Genomic DNA, 15,802 nt, shown 5'->3' on the forward strand with positions numbered 1-15,802 from the left:
GGGGGAGGGGTCAGGTGCCGCCGGTCAGCTCGTGCTCCAGCGCGCGCTCCACCGGGGTGAGCACCACGTCGGGGCAGAGCCGCTCCGGGTGGCCCGCGGGCGGCGCGTCGAGACGCGGCGGCCGGCCGGCGTGCGGCGGCGCGTCGGCCTTCGGGTACGGGGGGATCCACGGCCCGGCGACGGGCACCGCGCCGCCGCCCTGCAAGGCCACGTACAACTCGTGCACGACTCGCTTGAAGAAGCCGGCCATGTCCCTCCGTTCCGCCGTACCCTCCGATCCACCATGCTCGGGTCACAGTCGGAAAAGCGGGTCGAGAGCGGTTGGAAGCTGACTGGAGCGGCGGTTCGCCAAGTCGGCCGCAACTGTGACTCAGGTCATTCTCAAGGGCCGCTGGGCACCTTTGAAGGGTGGACTGCCCAAACCCCGCAGTGTCGCGGGGCGGTGGCGGGCCGTCACAGGAGGTGAGCCTCATGGACGAGGCCGAGGGTGAGCAGGAGACGGCCACCGAGGCGCCGGTGCTCCTGCTGGCCGGGGTGGACGAGGAGGAGCTCTCGGAGCCGAACGTGGTGCGCGGGATCGACTGACCCCGCCGCCGCGCCGCCGCGCCGGCACGGGCGCCGGCGGCGACGGCGGTCCGCCGCACCTCAGGGAACCGGGGTCCGGTCCAGCAGCGCGATGTCCAGCTCGCTCAGCCGCTCGGGGTCGCCGACCAGGCCGATCGCCGTGATCCTGCCTTCTGCGATGGTGAAGCCGAACGCCACCTTCGTACGCGACCTCCCCTGCCACACGATGCTCACGGCGCCGTCGACCAGCGCGATCCGCGCGTCCCGCGCACCGCCGGAGAACCTCCTCGCCACCGCCTGCGCCCCGTGCACGGCCGGCGCCGCGCCGAAGCGCACCGCCGTGGCGTCGGCGCGCATCGCGACGTCCGGCGCCAGCAGCGCCAGCAGCCGGTCGAACTCCCCGTTGCGGGCGGCGGTGAGGAACGCGCTCACGACCTTGTGCTGACGCCGCAGGTCGGGCAGCGGCGACACGCCCTGGACGCGGCGGCGGGCGCGGCTCGCGAGCTGCCGTGTGGCCGCCGGGCTGCGCTCGATGACCGCGGCGATGTCGGGGAACGGCACGGCGAACATGTCGTGCAGGACGAAGGCCAGCCGTTCGTCCGGCTCCAGCGTGTCCAGGACGACAAGCAGCGCCCTGCCCACCGAGTCGGCCAGCAGCGCCGCCTGCTCCGGGTCGGCGGCCTCGTCCGCCGGGTCGGTGGGCGGGGGCTCGGCGGGCTCGTCGAGCAGGTACTCGAAGAGCCCTTCGCGGCGGGTACGGGCCCGCAGGACGTCCAGGCAGACGCGGCCGACGACGGTGGTGAGCCAGGCGTCGAGGTTCTCGACGGACTCCGCGTCGGCGCGCTGGAGCCTGATCCACGTCTCCTGCACGGCGTCCTCGGCCTCCTCGGCGGAGCCGAGCATGCGGCGGGCCACGGCCTCCAGCCACGGCCGCTTCTCCTCGAAACTGCGGGCCAGCAGCTCGCTCTCGTACATGACCACCCTCATCACTCCTCGCCGGTTGCCGCCGTTGCCGCCGCGCGGGCGGCGGCTGTCACACCCGCCCACCGCCGGACGTCGTAGCAGTGTGCACGTCGGAATCCGGCGCCACGCAATTTCCCAAGGAGTGACATTCTCATGCAACCGCGAATGCAGAACCCGGCCGCGATTCTCGACGCCATGCGACCCGTCGGGGAGGTTTTCAGGGCCGCCTATTCCGGCGGGGTGCCGAAAACCACGCTCGACCTCGTGCACCTGCGCACGAGCCAGATCAACGGGTGCAGTGCGTGCGTCGACTCCGGCTCCCGCAATGTCCGCGGGAACGGCGAGAGCGAAGAGCGGCTTTCCGCGGTCGCCGCCTGGCGGGACACGCCGTATTTCTCTGACGAAGAGCGGGCGGCGCTGGCGCTGGCGGAGGCCGCGACGCGGATGGCCGACCGCAGCGACCCGGTGCCCGATGGCGTGTGGAACGAGGCCGCGGAGCATTACGACGAGAAGGGGCTCGCGGCGATCGTGCTCACGATCGCGGCGACCAACATGTTCAACCGGCTCAACGCGACCACCAGGCAGGTGCCGCAGGACTGGGGCGCCTGACGGGGTGCTGCCCCCGGGGCAGGCGCCCGGCGCCCCGGGCGGGGCCACCGCCCCGCAGGCCCGCCGCTGGCCGGGGCTGTTCGCTATGCGCCGATCTCGGCGTCGGGGATCCAGTTGCCGTGGAAGCCGAAGGGGACGCGCCGCGGCAGGTGTACGCGGGCGAGCGGGGCGGCGGCGATGTCGGCGGCGTCGAGTACGGCCAGTTCGCTCCGGTCGGTGTTGCCGTCGTAGACGACCGAGAGGATCCACCCGTCGTCCTCCGCCACGGCGTTCGGCCGGGCCGTGAACACCGGCTCCTGCGTCACCCGGCCGGGGCCGAAGTGGTGGGCCGCGGCCTCGCCGGTGGCGGTGTCGAACTTGACCAGCGGCCCGGGTTCGAGGACGCCGCCGCGGTCGCGGGCGACGTCGTCGGACAGGCGCAGGCTCTCGGGGCCGACGCCGCCGAACCAGCCGTAGCGGTGGGCGCGGCCGGTCCGTTCCTGGTTGATCCGGGGCCATTCGATGCTGTGGTCGGACATGATCTGCTCGGACACGGTGCCCCGGTGCGGCGCGATGGTCCACCGGGCCAGGGCGGGCAGCGCGTCGGCGGGGCCGCGGAAGGTGTCGCGGAACACGGTGTCGTAGCGGACGACGTCCATGACGATCGAACCGTCCGCGGTGTCGAACGCGTTGAGGACGTGGAAGACGTAGCAGCGCGGCGCGTCGAACCACCTGAGCTGCTCCGCCGTGCCGCCGCGCGACAGCACCCCCACCCGCGCGGGGTGCTCGTCGTTCCAGCGCATCGGCAGCGCGTCGCCGCTCTGCGGCGTGCCCGCGGCCAGGCGGCCCGCGGCCGTCGCCGAGAGGGTCACCGGGAGGTCGAGCACGACGACGCGGGTGGCGGTCAGCGCCATGTCGTGGACCATCGGCACGCCGGTGACGGGCAGGTCGGCGGTGTGTGTCGTGGTGCCGGTGGCGTCGACGACGACGTAGCGCAGGTGTTCCGCCTCCGGGTCGATCAGGTAGGTGACGGCGTGCAGCTCGCCGGTGGCCGGGTCGGTCTTCGGGTGTGCGGTGAAACCGGTGCGCAGCGCGCCGTCGGAGTCCCAGGTGTGCATCCGGTTGAGGTCCGGGGCGATCGACACCGGCGCGCCGCCGCCTTCGACGAGGGCGAGGAGCCGGCCGCCGTGGGCGAGGACGTTGGTGTTGGGCGAGTCCTCGGGGGTGTCGCCCTGGACGAACCGGTTGCGGTACCAGTCGGCGCGGCCGTCGCGCAGCCGGACGCCGTGCACCATGCCCCGGCCGGTGAACCAGTGGTGGCCCACGCCCATCTGGTACGCGGCGGGGTTGGGGCCGATCCGCAGGAAGCGGCCGTTCAGCTCGGGCGGCAGGGTCCCGGTGACGGGGAGGCCGGAGACGCTCAGTTCGTCGGGGACGGGAGCGAAGTTGCCCGTCAGGTACGGGTTGTCGTGGCGGGTCGCCGTCGCCATCGCTGACTCCGATCGTCACATGAGAACGTGCAGGCTGTACTGTTTCGATGCTCCGGCGCCGGAGCCGGGTGTGCAACGCCGGGGTTGAGACCGTCCAGACCGGGAGATGCCATGCCATCGCTCTCCGCCAGCGCGTACGTCGTGCTCGGCCTCCTCGACCAGATGGGCCCCTCCACTCCGTACGCGCTCGATCGCGAGATCCAGCTCAGCGTCGGGTACTTCTGGGACTTCCCGCGGTCCCAGATCTACGCGGAGGCCGCCCGGCTCGTCCGCCGCGGGCTCGTCACCGAGGAGCGGGAGCGGGCCGGCCGCCGGCGGCGGACGCTGTCGCTGACCCCGGCCGGGCGGGACACGCTCGCCGCGTGGCTCACCGGCCCGGCGGACCACCCCACGGACGTCCGTGACGAGGGCCTGCTGCGGCTCTACTTCCAGCAGGACGGGGAGTCCGACGCGGACCGGGTGCAGCGGCTCGCCCAGGCGCAACTGGAGGCGCACCGGCGCAAGCTGGCCGAGTACGAGGCGATTCTCGCGGGGGTTCCGGCGCCGTCCGCGCGGGACGCGGCCGGGCCGGATCCGGGTGCCGGTGACCCGGGGGCCGGTGACCCGGGGGCCGGTGACTCGGGGGCCGGTGACTCGGGGGCCGGTGACCCGGGGGCCGGTGACTCGGGTGCTGGTGACTCGGGGGCCGGTGACTCGGGTGCTGGTGACCCGGGTGCTGGTGACCCGGGGGCCGGTGACCCGGGGGCCGGTGAACCGCGGCCCGACGGCCCGCGGTTCGACGCCCCGCAGGCCGCGGCGCTGGCGTTCGGGCTGCGGTTCGAGGAGCTGGCGGTGGCGTTCTGGGCGGAGATCGCCGAGCGGGGGGTCGGGGCGGTGGATCCGCGGCTGCGGGAGAGGTGAGGGGGCGGCGCCGGTCGGCGGGGGGCCGGGTGGCGCTCGGGCGGCGGAGGGCCGGCCAGCAGGCCGCTGGGCGCCGGAACACCCGGGAGGCGTTCCGGCGCCGGGGCGGTGCCGCGCTAGTGGTTCGGCTCCTCGACGAGCGCGGCGGCGTGGGGCGTGTGGCGGGGGCCGGGGAGCGGCAGGATGCCGGCGCCGTGCAGGCAGCGGCGGGCGGCGGCGACGGCGTCGGGGGTCGTGGCGTGATCCCGGCCCTCTGCCCGCAGCAGGTCCAGCGTGCCGACGGAGTCCAGGGCCCGGCGGTGCTCCGGCCGGATACCGGAGGCCATGACCACGATGCCGCGGCGGTTGAGCTGCTCTACCGCGTCCTTGAGGACCAGCGCGCCGGTGGCGTCGATCGTCGAGACCCGGGACATCCGAAGGATCACGACCCGTACGTCCGCGACCTCGGTCAGCTCCAGCAGGAACCGGTGTGCGCCGGCGAAGAACAGCGGCCCGTCGAGGCGGTACTTGACGATGTGCTCGGCAAGCAGGGAGTGCTCCTCGTCGGTGTGGTCGCCGGGCAGGTGGTCCCGGAAGGAGACCTCGTCGAGCCGCGCCTGCTGCGCCACCGCGCGCAGCGCGAGGGCACCGGCGACGAGCAGGCCGATGATCACCGCGTACACGAGGTCGAGGGCGAGGGTGGCGCCGGCGGTCAGCACCAGCACGGCGGCGTCGGAGCGGGTCGCCCGGGCCATCGCCCGCAGCGAGGCGACCTCGACCATGCGCACGGCGGTGGCGAGCAGCACCCCGGCGAGGGCGGCGAGCGGGATCTTCGACACCAGCGGCGCGGCGGCGAACACGATCGCGGCGAGGACCGCGGCGTGGACCAGGGACGCGAGCCGCGAGCGGGCGCCGCTGCGGACGTTGACGGCGGTACGGGCGATCGCGCCGGTCGCCGGTACGCCGCCGAAGAGCGGCGCGGCGATGTTCGCCAGCCCCTGCCCGAACAGCTCCTTGTCCGGGTCGTGCTGCTGCCCTACGGTCATGCCGTCCGCGACCTGCGCCGACAGCAGCGACTCCAGCGCGGCGAGCGCGGCGACGGCGACGGCGGGGGCGAGCAGCGAACCGAGGTCGCCCACGTCGAGGAAGCCGAGGGAGGGGGCCGGCAGACCCGCGGGCAACTCGCCGATCGGCTGCGCCGCTTCCAGGCCGAACGCCTGCGCCGCGAGGGTGGCCGCGACGACGGCGACGATGGAGAACGGCACGGCCGGCCGCCAGCGGGCCCCGGCGAGCATCACCGCGACGACGCCGGCGGCGAGGCCGACGGCGGTCCAGTTGGGGGCGGCGGCGAACTCCTCCAGCGCCCGCCAGGTCACGACGAGGACCCGCTCGCCCTCGGGCTTCTCCACGCCGAGGGCGTTGGGCATCTGCTGCAGTGCGATCACGCACGCGATGCCGAGGGTGAACCCCTCGACGACGGGGGCCGGCACGTAGCGCATGTACCGCCCCGCGCGCAGCACCGCCAGCCCGACCAGCATGATCCCGGCGAGCAGCCCGACGGCCAGCACCCCGCCGGCTCCGTGCTGCGCGACGATGGGCACGAGCACGACGGTCATGGCCCCGGTCGGCCCGGAGACCTGGAGGTTGGACCCGCCGAAGAACGCCGCCACGGCCCCGGCGACGACGGCGGTGGCCAGCCCGGCCTCCGCCCCGAGCCCGGAGGAGACCCCGAACCCGAGCGCCAGCGGCAGCGCCACGATCGCCACGGTCAGCCCGGCGAGCAGATCCCGCCGCGGATCGCGGCGCATCCCGGCGAGTTCGGAGCGGGCAGGCAGCAGTGTGCGAACCGGGCTCCAGGCCCGGGACAGAAGTGTGTTCACCGCGCCCCGGCCTCGGCTTCCCGCAGTTCGGCGAGGAGTTGGTTCTGCCCGGCGAGCATCTCGGTGAGGATCCGCCGCGCGGCGCGCATCAGCTCGGCGACGTCGCCGCCGGCGAGGGCGTACACGACGGTGGAGCCTTCGCGGGTGGAGGTGACGATGCCGGAACGGCGGAGCACGGCGAGCTGCTGGGAGAGGGCGGGGGCCTCTATGCCGCCGATTTCGACGAGGAGGTCGCGGACGGCCATGGGGCCGTCCTGGAGGAGTTCGAGAACGCGGATACGGACGGGGTGGCCGAGCATGCGGAACAGGTCCGCCTTGGCGTGGTAGAGCGGGACCTGCACGTGCGCTGACTCCAAGTGATCGCGGTGATCACCCCATGATGTAGCAAATTGCAGAGTAATGCAATTTGCGAACCCCTGAGCCCGGCGGGGATGGCGGAGATGGCGGGGCGCCGCTCTTTGCCCCCCATCTCCCCGCACACCCGCCCAAGGGTATGCGCCCGCTCTGACATCGAGGGGTCGCCGGCGACTCGGGCGGCAGCCGACGCGCCTGATGCGCGTCGATGGGCAAAAGTCCGGTTGCGTGGGCGTTTTATGGCGATTTATTACGGGGGTTACCGCGAGTTTGTGCCGGCTGCGCGCGTCCGAGTCGAGGGAGACCGCAGGAGTCCGCTCGCTCTGACATCCCGGTGGCGCGGTGGCCGTTGCTGTCGGTGGGGCTGCATACCCTTGGGCGGGTGTGCGGGGGTGGTGCTCTGGCGGGGCACCGTGGCGTACGCGGCGGGCTGTCGAGGCGTACGCGGACGGGCGCCCGCCCCGTTACGCCGACTCCCGTACCACCAGCTCCGGTTCGAAGATCACCGACGCCGGCGGCGCCCCCGGCGACTCCAGGGCCGCGAGCAGCAGCCGGACCATCTCGCCCGCCATCTCCTCCACCGGCTGCCGCACCGTCGTCAGCCCCGGGCGCACCGCCGTCGCCGCGCTGCTGTCGTCGAAGCCGATCACCGCCACGTCCTGCGGCACCCGTCTGCCCTGGTCCCGCAGCACCTGCACCGCGGCCCGCGCCATCAGGTCGTTCGCCGCGAAGACCCCGTCAAGGCCGGGGTGCTCGCGCAGCAGCCGGGCCATGGACTGCTCGCCGCCGGCCGCCGTGAAGTTGCCCTCCGCGCAGGGGACGTACGCGTGGCCGTGGCGGGCCATCGCCTGGTTGAAGCCGTCGAGCCGCTCCTGTCCCGCCAGTACGTCCAGGGGGCCGCATATCGTCACCGGCCGGCGGCAGCCGCGGGCCAGGAGGTGCTCGGCGGCCAGCCGGGCGCCGTCGCGGTGGGCGAGGTCGACGTAGCCGGCGGGGACGGGGCGGGCGGGGCGCGCGAACAGCACCGTGGGCACGCCCGCTCCGGTGAGCATCCCCGGCAGCGGGTCCTCGCCGTGGGTGGAGACCAGCAGCGCGCCGTCCGCGATGCCCTGGCGCAGATGGGCGACGACCTGCTCGCGGGCGTCCGCGGTCTCGGCGAGCATCAGCATCGGGTGCATGCCGCGCGGGCGCAGCGCGCCCATCACGCCGTCGACGACGCGGCCGAAGAAGGGGTCGGAGAAGACATGGCGCCGGTACGCGGCCTCGTCGCCGCCCTCGCCGGCGCCGGAGATCACCAGGCCGACCGCGCCGGTGCGCCGGGTGACGAGGGAGCGGGCCGCGCTGTTGGGCGCGTAGCCGGTGGTGCGGACGGCCGCGCGGACGGTCTCCTGGAGTTCGGGGTCGACGTTCCGGGTGCCGTTGATCACGCGCGAGACCGTGGCCCGGGACACTCCGGCGACCCGGGCCACGTCCTCCAGCGTCGGCGGTCGGCTCATACGCGCACTTTATAGCAGCGGCAGGACGCGCCGGAAACCGCTCTCCAAGAGTTGATCGATCAGCGGTACACGCCGAACTCGTAGAGCGAGTACCCGTATCCGGTGCCCCGCGCGGTGCCGTTCATCCGCACGTAGCGGCCGGTTCCGGAGACCTCCAGGTCGTCGATCCCGCCGTTGCCGTCGCTGGTCTCGTACACCGTCTGCCAGCTCTGGCCGTCGTCGGAGACCTGGATCGCGTACGACCTGGCGAAGGCGCCCTCCCAGGCGAGCTGGACGTGCGTGAACGCCGTCCGCTCGCCGAGGTCGACGCTCAGCCACTGCGGGTCGGACCACGAGCTGGCCCAGCGGGTGGAGACGTCCCCGTCGGTGGCGCCGCCGGCCAGGCAGGGGCAGTCGCCGTAGGCGTCGGTCTGCTCGGTGGAGGCGGTGGACGGTTTGCCCTCGGCGACGTTGGTGCCGTCGACCGGCGGCGGGACGACCTTCACCGACAGCGTCTCGACGCCCGCGTTGCCCTGGCCGTCCTCGGCCCGCAGGTACACCTTCCACACGCCGAGCCGGTCCGGCGCCGTCACCGCGAACGTCCCGTCGCCCGTCTCCCGGAACTCCGCCGGCCGCAACGCCTTGTCATCGTCTATGTAGTTGCTGTTGACGAGCACCTCGTACGACACCGCGTCCCCGTCCGGTTCTGCGACGTCCGCGGAGAGCGTGAACTCCCGGCCCGCGGGCACGGCGCCCGGGTTCTCCGCGGTCAGGCCGGAGATCACCGGCGGGGTGTTGTCGCCGCCGGTGTCCCCGCCGTACGCCTCCTTGACCGCGTAGTACGACAGCCGCCGCTTCTTGTCCGGAGTGAGGTTGAACCACACGCCGCCGAAGTCGTTCTCGACGCCGTAGTGGAAGAGGGTGGCGCCGAGTGCGACGCCCTGGTGGCCGGTGATGCAGTCCCACGCGCGGCCGTAGCCCTCGGCCTTGGCGACGTCGGACGGCTCCTCGGGCACGCCGTTGGCGTCGTCCTCGACCTCCCACTCGCCGGGCGGGCCGCCCTCGGTGACGATGTACGGCTTGTCGTAGCCGCCGGCCTCCCAGGCGGCGCGCACGTCGCAGACGGCGGCGTACGAGTTGACGGCGTACAGGTCGAGGCCGGGGGCGTTCTTCTGGTAGTACGGCCAGGCGCCGACCCAGGCGTCGGTGGAGGTCACGGGGTGGTTCGGGTCCACCTCGTGGATGCGCTTCGCGATGTCGTTGACGAAGGTCGTGTACGCGTCGCGCTGGCGCTCCAGCTCGTCGCCCTGGTAGCAGTTCTGCAGGCCGAGGACCGACTCGTTGCCGACGTTCCACATCAGCACGCCGGAGTGGTCCTTGTACTCCTGGACCCACCTGGGGAACTCGGCGAGCATGTCGTTCTTGTACGCGTCATCCGTGACGTAGTCGACGCAGCCGCCGCTGCCCGGCCCGCCGCCGGGCTGGAGCCAGAAGCCGGCGATGACCTTGACGCCGTCGGCCGCGGCGGCGTCGAGCAGCGGAAGGGTGGTGGCGTCGGTGCCCCAGGTGCGTACGGTGTTGGCGCCCAGGGAAGCGACGTCGGGCATGTAGCTGGCGGCCTCGGCGACGGGCGGGCCCCAGGTCAGGCCCTTGACGGTGTACGGCTGGCCGTCGACGGTGAGCTGCCAGTCGCCCTGCGAGCCGGTGACCTCGACGACGCTCGCGGCGGCGGCGGGCTCCGGGGCGGTCTCGGCGGCGGCCGGGACCGCGACCGTCAGGCCGGCCAGCAGGGCAGCGGCGGCGAGGGCGGCGGGCAGGCGTCTTGCCGCGCCAGGGGGTGCGGGGGGTTGAGGGTGCATGGGAAGGGGTCCTCCAGCGGTGGGGGTCAGGGAAGTTCGTAGTCCTTGTTGAGGGCCGCGCCGGCTTCCGGGTGGGTCTCGTCGTAGCCGCGCGCGTTGCACTGGAGCGCGCCGACGACGCAGTGGTCGACCAGGGCCTTGAGGGTCGCGTCGTCCCAGACGTTGATGAAGTCGTAGTGGAAGGAGTAGCCGCGTCCGCTGGCGAGCGTGACCTGCGACATGTCGCCGTTCACGGGGAACGCCATCTTGAACTCGATCATCGGCAGCGCGACCGGGTGCGTCTGCGGGCAGACGTTGTTGTTGGTGCCTGCCCTGACCACGGGGTACGCCATGTGGCTCTGGTGGTCCGGGGTGTCCAGGTACTGGCCGTCCCAGCAACTGGGCGCCTGCATCCGGATGTTGAGCTGGGTGTCCCGGCTGTCCGGGCAGGCGGTGGGGAAGTCGGTGTTGAAGTAGCTCTCGCCGCACTCCCAGCCCTCCACGAAGCCCGGGTGGCTGCGGAACTCCTCGGCGCTCTGCAGCGGGTTGCCGACGACGAAGCGCAGGCCCTTGGGGAACGGGCGCACGCTGGTGTAGTCGGTGACGCCGGCCTTGTAGTAGATGACCTGCTCGCCGACGGGCAGCACGGGCTCGCCGGCGTTGGAGAGCGTGGGCATCCAGTAGCCGGACTTGTCGCCGGGCGCCTTGCACGCGGTGCCGCCGGCGTCGAGCGAGGCGGTGGTGCTGTAGGCGTCGGTGGTGTCGTTGCCCATGAAGGTATGGTCGTGGGACCTGCCGGGCTGGCCGGGGTAGACGATGGGGTCGTCGGGCTCGGTGTGGGTGACGGAGCAGTTGGCCTGGAACTCGTGGAAGTAGCGGTGGGGCGGCTCCTTGTCGGACGGCTGGACGCCGGTGACGGGCGGGTCGGCGGGGATGTATCCGTCGCCGTCGGGGTCGTCGCCGGAGGCGGCGGGGCGGGGCTGGGCGTGGGCGGCATGGGCGGAGTGGTCCATGCCGTCGGCCGGGGCGGTGCGCGCGCTGGCCGACTCGCCGGTGACGGCGATGGCACCGAGTGCGGTGATGCACAGGGCCAGTGCCAGGGCCGGCAGGAGCACGGCGTAGAGGCGCGATCTCCTCATCGGGGGCCTCCTGGGGGTGGGGGGAGGGAGAGTGGGAGAGCGCTCTCCCGTTGCGGTGGATGGTTACGCTCCGGGGAACGGCCCGTCAAGAGAGCGCGCACGGACGCGTGGTCCGATACGTGCGAACGCGCCATATGTCCGTGCCCGTACAGGAGTTGCGGGGGTACGCGGTCCCGGTGGCGGTACGCCGCGTTCCCCCGCGCCCGTACGCCCCCAGCCACCCCTTCCGTACCATGAGCCGATGCCGGACTCCGCCCCCGACCGCTACTGGAACATCAACGTCGCCCACCACCCGGGCATCCTGCGCGCCGTTCCCGAGGGGTGCCGCGACGCGCTCGACGTCGGCTGCGGCGACGGCCTCCTCGCGGGCAGACTCGCCGCGCGGGCGCAGCGCGTCACCGGTGTCGACCGCTCCCCGGAGATGATCGCCAGCGCCCGCGAGCGGACCGCCGGCCGGCCGGGGATCAGCTTCGTCACGGGCGACTTCCTCACCGCCGGCCTGCCCGCCGCCGGCTACGACTTCATCTGCTCGGTCTCCGCCGTGCACCACATGGACTTCACCGCCGCCCTCGCCCGCATGCGCGAACTGCTGCGCCCCGGCGGCGTCCTCGTGGTCGTCGGCCTCGCCCGCGAGGTGACCGTCGGCGACTGGGCCGTCATGGTCGCCGCCGCGCCCCTCGTACGGGCCGCCAAGGTGCTGCGCCGCGCGTCCTTCCCGACCGGCATGCCCTTCGTCAGGCCGCACATGAGCTACGGCGAGGTCCGCGCCGAGGCCCGCCGCGTGCTCCCCGGCGTGCGCTACCGCCGCCACGTCCTGCGCCGCTACGGCCTCACCTGGCGTGCCCCCTGACTCACCCCGGCCCCGTGTGAGTTCACCTGCTCGTCATGTTGCGCGGGCTACGGCCAGGGCCGCCGGGCTCCTAGGCTGACCGGCATGCCGACCCACCGCATCAGCACTCCCCTGCCCGCCTTCGACCCCGCGCAGGCGGAGGTCGTGATGCTCCCCGAGGAACCCGAGCCCGGGTACTGGGCCGGCAGCCCCGGGGTGCTGTACGAGCCCGAGCGGGGCCGGTGGCTGATGACGTACCGCCGCCGGCGGCCCCGCGGCCACCCCGGGGGCGAACGCGGCTGGCGCTGCGCGGTCGCCGTGAGCGACGACGGGACGGACTTCACCGACGTGTGGGCGGTGGAGAAGGGGCAGTTGGGGACCGACTCGATGGAGCGCTTCAGCCTGCTGCCCACCCCCGGCGGCTACCAGCTCTACCTCAGCTATGTCGACCCCGCCGACTCCCGCTGGCGCATCGACGTCGTCGACGCCGCCGCCCCCGACGCCTTCGACCTCGCCGACGCCCGCCCCGCGCTGACCGCCGCAGGCACCGGCACCGAAGGGGTCAAGGACCCGTACACCCTCCGGCACGGCCCGGTCACCTACCTCTTCGCGAGCTACGCGCGCGCCGGGCTCTCGCCCGCCGACGCCGCCCGCGCGCACGAAACCGCCGACATCTACAACACCGGCCTCACCACCCGCCCCGCGGGCCTCGCCGTCTCCCTCGACGGCGGCGCGACGTTCACCTGGCAGGGCGAGGTCATGCCCACCGGCAGCGGCTGGGACGCCTACCAGACCCGGCTCAACTGCGCCGTCCCGCTCGGCCCGGGCGCCGGCTGGCTCGGCTTCTACGACGGGATCGCCTCCCACGAGCAGAACTACGAGGGGCGCTGCGGCCTCGCGCTCTCGTACGACCTGCGCACCTGGCACCGGCTCAGCACCGAGGGGCCGTGGGCGACGGTTCCGTACGGCACGGGCTCGCTGCGCTACGTCGACGCGGTCGTCGCCGAGGACACGTGGCACATCTACTTCGAGGCCGCCCGCCCCGACGGCGCGCACGAACTGCGTCTCGCGCGCGTGCCCGTGGGCTGAGCGCCGGTGGGCCGCGCTGGTGACCCGCGCCTGCGGGCTGCCTCTGCGGGCTGCGTCTGCGGGCTGCGTCTGCGGCCCGCGCCCGTGGGCCTGCGTGGCTCAACTGTGACCGTGCTGTGGCCAGCGGAGTGACCCCCGTCACAGCCGTGGCACATCGGCCCTGGTCGACTGGGTGCATGCGCACAACCACCCGCTTGTCCCGCGTCCTTCACGCCGGCCCCCCGGCCCTCGCCGCCGTGCTGCTGCTCGCCGCCTGCGGCACCGAGCCGGCCGACGCGACCCTGGACGCCGGGGCCCCGACCGCGCCCGGCAACCCGAGCCCGGTCGAGGTCGACGGCGTGACCGTCACCGGGGTCCAGACGGCGGAGGGCACCGCGGATCCGGTGCGGGTGGAGTTCGAGATCGCCAACCGCGGGCGGGAGGCGATGACGTACACCGTCACCTTCCAGGTCCGGGCCGCCTCCGGCGAGGTGCTGGCGCACCCGGAGAAGATCGTGGAGTCGGTGCCGGCGGGCCGTACGGTGGCGGACCAGGCCGACGTCTCCGACCCGATGGCGGCAGGACGGCAGGCTCAGGTGCAGATCAGCGAGGTGCGCAGCGTCCCGGCGGACGAGGCGCCGTCGATGGGCGGGCCGTGCCCGGCGGCAGGGGTGCGGCTGTACGCGGACGAGGGCGACGCGGCGATGGGCCTGCGGGTCGTCGGGCTGCACCTGGAGAACTGCGGCACCGGGGTCTACCGGCTGGAGGGCTACCCGCGTCTGCAACTCCGCGACGAGGACCACGGGGAGATCGACGGCGTACGCATCCGCCGCGGCGGCTCCGCCATCGCCGCCGGCACCGGCGCGGACGCCCCGCCGCGCCCGCTGGCCCTGCGGCCGGGGGAGCGGGCGTCGACCCAACTGGTGTGGCGCAACACCACCGGGGCGGGCGAAGCGGTCAACGCCCCGTACGTACGGGTGTGGGCGCAGCCGGGTGCGGCACCGGTGACGGTGACCCCGGAACTCGACCTCGGCACGACGGGCGAACTCGGCGTAGGCGCCTGGCAGAAGCCCGAATAACCCGGCTCAGCGGAGCTCACCCCAGACCAGCCCCGCACTCCCACCCAAGGGTAGCCGCGCCCTGTGACATCGACCTGAGGGCGCCAGCGGTGCCCCCTCGAGAACCGCCGCCCGCCTGCCACCCAGTCCGTCAAGGGCCGCGGGCGGCAGCTCGATGTCAGAGGAGGCGCCTACCCTTGGGCGGGTGTGCGGGCTGGTGCGGGGCTGGCTGGACGCGCCCGGCTGTACGCGCCCGGCTGTACGCGCCCGGTGGGTCATCTGGTGAAGCTGCGGATCCGGTAGCGCAGGCCGGTCCGGCTGACCTGCCAGCCGCCGTCCTCGGCGACCCGCCACTCCGGTCCCGGCGCCGGCGCGTACGTGTCGCCGGAAACCGCCGTGTCGATCTCCGTCACCGACAGCGTCGTGGCGTGCTCCAGCGCGGCCCGGTAGACCTCCCCGCCGCCGATCACCCACACCGTGCCGGCAGCGGGCGGGCCGGCCGGCTTCGCCGGCTCGGCGGCGGCGAGTTGCAGGGCCTCGGCCACCGACCCGGCGCGTACGGCGCCGTCCGCCGTCCACCGCGGGTCGCGCGTCACCACGACGTTGCGCCGGCCGGGCAGCGGCCGGAACCGTGCGGGCAGCGACTCCCACGTCCTGCGCCCCATCACCACCGGGTGGCCGAGGGTGGTCGCCTTGAAGTGCGCCATGTCCTCGGGCAGATGCCACGGAACGGTGTTGTCCGCGCCGATCACGCCGTCACACGCCTGCGCCCAGATCAGCCCGACGTTCACACCGCGACCGGGGCTTTGATGGCCGGGTGGTGCCGGTAGTCGAGCAGTTCCACGTCGGCGTAGGCGTAGTCGAAGAGCGAGTCGGCCTGGCGCAGCCGCAGCTTCGGGAACTCGTACGGGGTGCGGCCGAGCTGCTGCGTCACCTGGTCGACGTGGTTGTCGTAGATGTGGCAGTCGCCGCCGGTCCAGATGAAGTCGCCGGGTTCGAGGCCCGTCTGCTGCGCCACCATGTGCGTGAGCAGGGCGTAGCTGGCGATGTTGAACGGGACGCCGAGGAAGAGGTCCGCGCTGCGCTGGTAGAGCTGGCAGGAGAGCCTGCCCTCGGCGACGTAGAACTGGAAGAAGGCGTGGCACGGCGGCAGCGCCATGTCGGCCAGCTCGGCGACGTTCCAGGCGGAGACGATCATCCGGCGGGAGTCGGGGTTGCGGCGGAGGGTGTCGAGCACGTCGCTGATCTGGTCGACGTGCCTGCCGTCCGGGGTGGGCCAGGAGCGCCACTGCACGCCGTAGACGGGGCCCAGCTCGCCGTCCGGTCCGGCCCATTCGTCCCAGATGGTGACGCCGTGCTCCTGGAGCCAGCCGACGTTGGAGTCGCCGCGCAGGAACCACAGGAGCTCGTACACGATGGACTTCAGATGCACCTTCTTCGTGGTGATCAGCGGGAAGCCCCGCGCGAGGTCGTAGCGCAGTTGGTGTCCGAAGACACTCCGGGTGCCGGTGCCCGTCCGGTCGGCCTTGGCCGTCCCGGAGGTGAGCACCGTGCGCAACAGGTCTTCGTACTGGGTGTCCGCCACAGCGCCCGAGTGTACTGCCGCCCGTCAGGCAGGCCGCGCAGTGGAACCGCCGCCACCAGCGCCGACGGCCGGTCCGGCCCCGGGTGCCGTAC

The 15,802-nt window shown here is 73.5% G+C and carries 15 protein-coding genes; 5 read left to right on the forward strand and 10 right to left on the reverse strand.

The window, feature by feature from the left end:
- Window positions 1-10 precede the first annotated feature (10 nt).
- Both B124_RS10300 and B124_RS10305 read right to left on the reverse strand, forming a co-directional pair.
- Complete coding sequence (locus B124_RS10300; protein ID WP_496502419.1) at window positions 11-250, reverse strand: DUF6059 family protein; 240 nt, start codon at window positions 248-250, stop codon at window positions 11-13.
- Window positions 251-645: 395 nt separating this feature from the next.
- Window positions 646-1,551: a sigma-70 family RNA polymerase sigma factor gene (locus tag B124_RS10305; protein WP_496502420.1), complete on the reverse strand. Its 906-nt coding sequence runs from the start codon at window positions 1,549-1,551 to the stop codon at window positions 646-648.
- A gap of 129 nt (window positions 1,552-1,680) precedes the next feature.
- Between B124_RS10305 and B124_RS10310 the strand changes: the two genes are divergently transcribed.
- Window positions 1,681-2,136, forward strand: a complete 456-nt coding sequence (locus B124_RS10310) for a carboxymuconolactone decarboxylase family protein (RefSeq protein WP_496502421.1) — start codon at window positions 1,681-1,683, stop codon at window positions 2,134-2,136.
- An 83-nt stretch (window positions 2,137-2,219) separates the two neighbouring features.
- Here the strand turns inward: B124_RS10310 and B124_RS10315 are convergent, their stop codons facing one another.
- Window positions 2,220-3,605, reverse strand: a complete 1,386-nt coding sequence (locus tag B124_RS10315) for a carotenoid oxygenase family protein (RefSeq protein WP_496502422.1) — start codon at window positions 3,603-3,605, stop codon at window positions 2,220-2,222.
- A 111-nt stretch (window positions 3,606-3,716) separates the two neighbouring features.
- Between B124_RS10315 and B124_RS10320 the strand changes: the two genes are divergently transcribed.
- Window positions 3,717-4,505 carry a PadR family transcriptional regulator gene (locus tag B124_RS10320; protein WP_496502423.1) on the forward strand — a complete coding sequence of 263 codons (789 nt, stop codon included), beginning with the start codon at window positions 3,717-3,719 and terminating at the stop codon, window positions 4,503-4,505.
- 116 nt (window positions 4,506-4,621) lie between these two features.
- Here B124_RS10320 and B124_RS10325 read toward each other — a convergent pair whose 3' ends face one another.
- From B124_RS10325 to B124_RS10345, 5 genes are all read right to left on the reverse strand, one after another.
- Window positions 4,622-6,364, reverse strand: coding sequence for a SulP family inorganic anion transporter (locus B124_RS10325; RefSeq protein WP_496502424.1), 1,743 nt, complete (start codon window positions 6,362-6,364; stop codon window positions 4,622-4,624).
- On the reverse strand, window positions 6,361-6,705 hold the full coding sequence (locus B124_RS10330; protein ID WP_496502463.1) for an ArsR/SmtB family transcription factor: 345 nt from the start codon (window positions 6,703-6,705) through the stop codon (window positions 6,361-6,363). Before B124_RS10330 ends, B124_RS10325 begins: the two co-directional genes overlap by 4 nt.
- A gap of 477 nt (window positions 6,706-7,182) precedes the next feature.
- The gene (locus tag B124_RS10335; RefSeq protein ID WP_496502425.1) at window positions 7,183-8,214 is read right to left on the reverse strand and encodes a LacI family DNA-binding transcriptional regulator; all 1,032 of its coding nucleotides are present in this window, start codon (window positions 8,212-8,214) and stop codon (window positions 7,183-7,185) included.
- Window positions 8,215-8,273: 59 nt separating this feature from the next.
- The gene (locus tag B124_RS10340; protein WP_496502426.1) at window positions 8,274-10,052 is read right to left on the reverse strand and encodes a discoidin domain-containing protein; all 1,779 of its coding nucleotides are present in this window, start codon (window positions 10,050-10,052) and stop codon (window positions 8,274-8,276) included.
- Between the two features lie 26 nt (window positions 10,053-10,078).
- A complete protein-coding gene (locus B124_RS10345; protein ID WP_496502427.1) occupies window positions 10,079-11,170 on the reverse strand; it encodes a DUF1996 domain-containing protein in 1,092 nt (363 codons plus the stop codon).
- A gap of 241 nt (window positions 11,171-11,411) precedes the next feature.
- Here B124_RS10345 and B124_RS10350 point away from each other — a divergent pair, with 241 nt between their 5' ends.
- From B124_RS10350 to B124_RS10360, 3 genes are all read left to right on the forward strand, one after another.
- Entirely contained in the window at window positions 11,412-12,020 is a 609-nt protein-coding gene (locus tag B124_RS10350) for a class I SAM-dependent methyltransferase (protein WP_496502428.1), read from the forward strand.
- Between the two features lie 84 nt (window positions 12,021-12,104).
- A complete protein-coding gene (locus tag B124_RS10355; RefSeq protein WP_496502429.1) occupies window positions 12,105-13,088 on the forward strand; it encodes a glycoside hydrolase family protein in 984 nt (327 codons plus the stop codon).
- A 281-nt stretch (window positions 13,089-13,369) separates the two neighbouring features.
- Window positions 13,370-14,146 carry a DUF4232 domain-containing protein gene (locus tag B124_RS10360; RefSeq protein WP_496502464.1) on the forward strand — a complete coding sequence of 259 codons (777 nt, stop codon included), beginning with the start codon at window positions 13,370-13,372 and terminating at the stop codon, window positions 14,144-14,146.
- A 254-nt stretch (window positions 14,147-14,400) separates the two neighbouring features.
- Here B124_RS10360 and B124_RS10365 read toward each other — a convergent pair whose 3' ends face one another.
- Window positions 14,401-14,916, reverse strand: coding sequence for a dihydrofolate reductase (locus B124_RS10365; protein WP_496502430.1), 516 nt, complete (start codon window positions 14,914-14,916; stop codon window positions 14,401-14,403).
- A complete protein-coding gene (locus B124_RS10370; protein ID WP_496502431.1) occupies window positions 14,913-15,710 on the reverse strand; it encodes a thymidylate synthase in 798 nt (265 codons plus the stop codon). The genes B124_RS10365 and B124_RS10370 overlap by 4 nt, the downstream gene beginning before the upstream one ends.
- Between the last annotated feature and the right edge of the window lie 92 nt (window positions 15,711-15,802).

The sequence above is a fragment of the Streptomyces sp. CNP082 genome, from assembly GCF_059570535.1.

Coding starts and splice junctions, on each gene's coding strand:
- B124_RS10340 (WP_496502426.1), bottom strand. CDS start 10,052: ATGCACCCTCAACCCCCCGCACCCCCTGGCGCGGCAAGACGCCTGCCC.
- B124_RS10345 (WP_496502427.1), bottom strand. CDS start 11,170: ATGAGGAGATCGCGCCTCTACGCCGTGCTCCTGCCGGCCCTGGCACTG.
- B124_RS10320 (WP_496502423.1), top strand. CDS start 3,717: ATGCCATCGCTCTCCGCCAGCGCGTACGTCGTGCTCGGCCTCCTCGAC.
- B124_RS10355 (WP_496502429.1), top strand. CDS start 12,105: ATGCCGACCCACCGCATCAGCACTCCCCTGCCCGCCTTCGACCCCGCG.
- B124_RS10315 (WP_496502422.1), bottom strand. CDS start 3,605: ATGGCGACGGCGACCCGCCACGACAACCCGTACCTGACGGGCAACTTC.
- B124_RS10305 (WP_496502420.1), bottom strand. CDS start 1,551: ATGAGGGTGGTCATGTACGAGAGCGAGCTGCTGGCCCGCAGTTTCGAG.
- B124_RS10310 (WP_496502421.1), top strand. CDS start 1,681: ATGCAACCGCGAATGCAGAACCCGGCCGCGATTCTCGACGCCATGCGA.
- B124_RS10335 (WP_496502425.1), bottom strand. CDS start 8,214: ATGAGCCGACCGCCGACGCTGGAGGACGTGGCCCGGGTCGCCGGAGTG.
- B124_RS10300 (WP_496502419.1), bottom strand. CDS start 250: ATGGCCGGCTTCTTCAAGCGAGTCGTGCACGAGTTGTACGTGGCCTTG.
- B124_RS10350 (WP_496502428.1), top strand. CDS start 11,412: ATGCCGGACTCCGCCCCCGACCGCTACTGGAACATCAACGTCGCCCAC.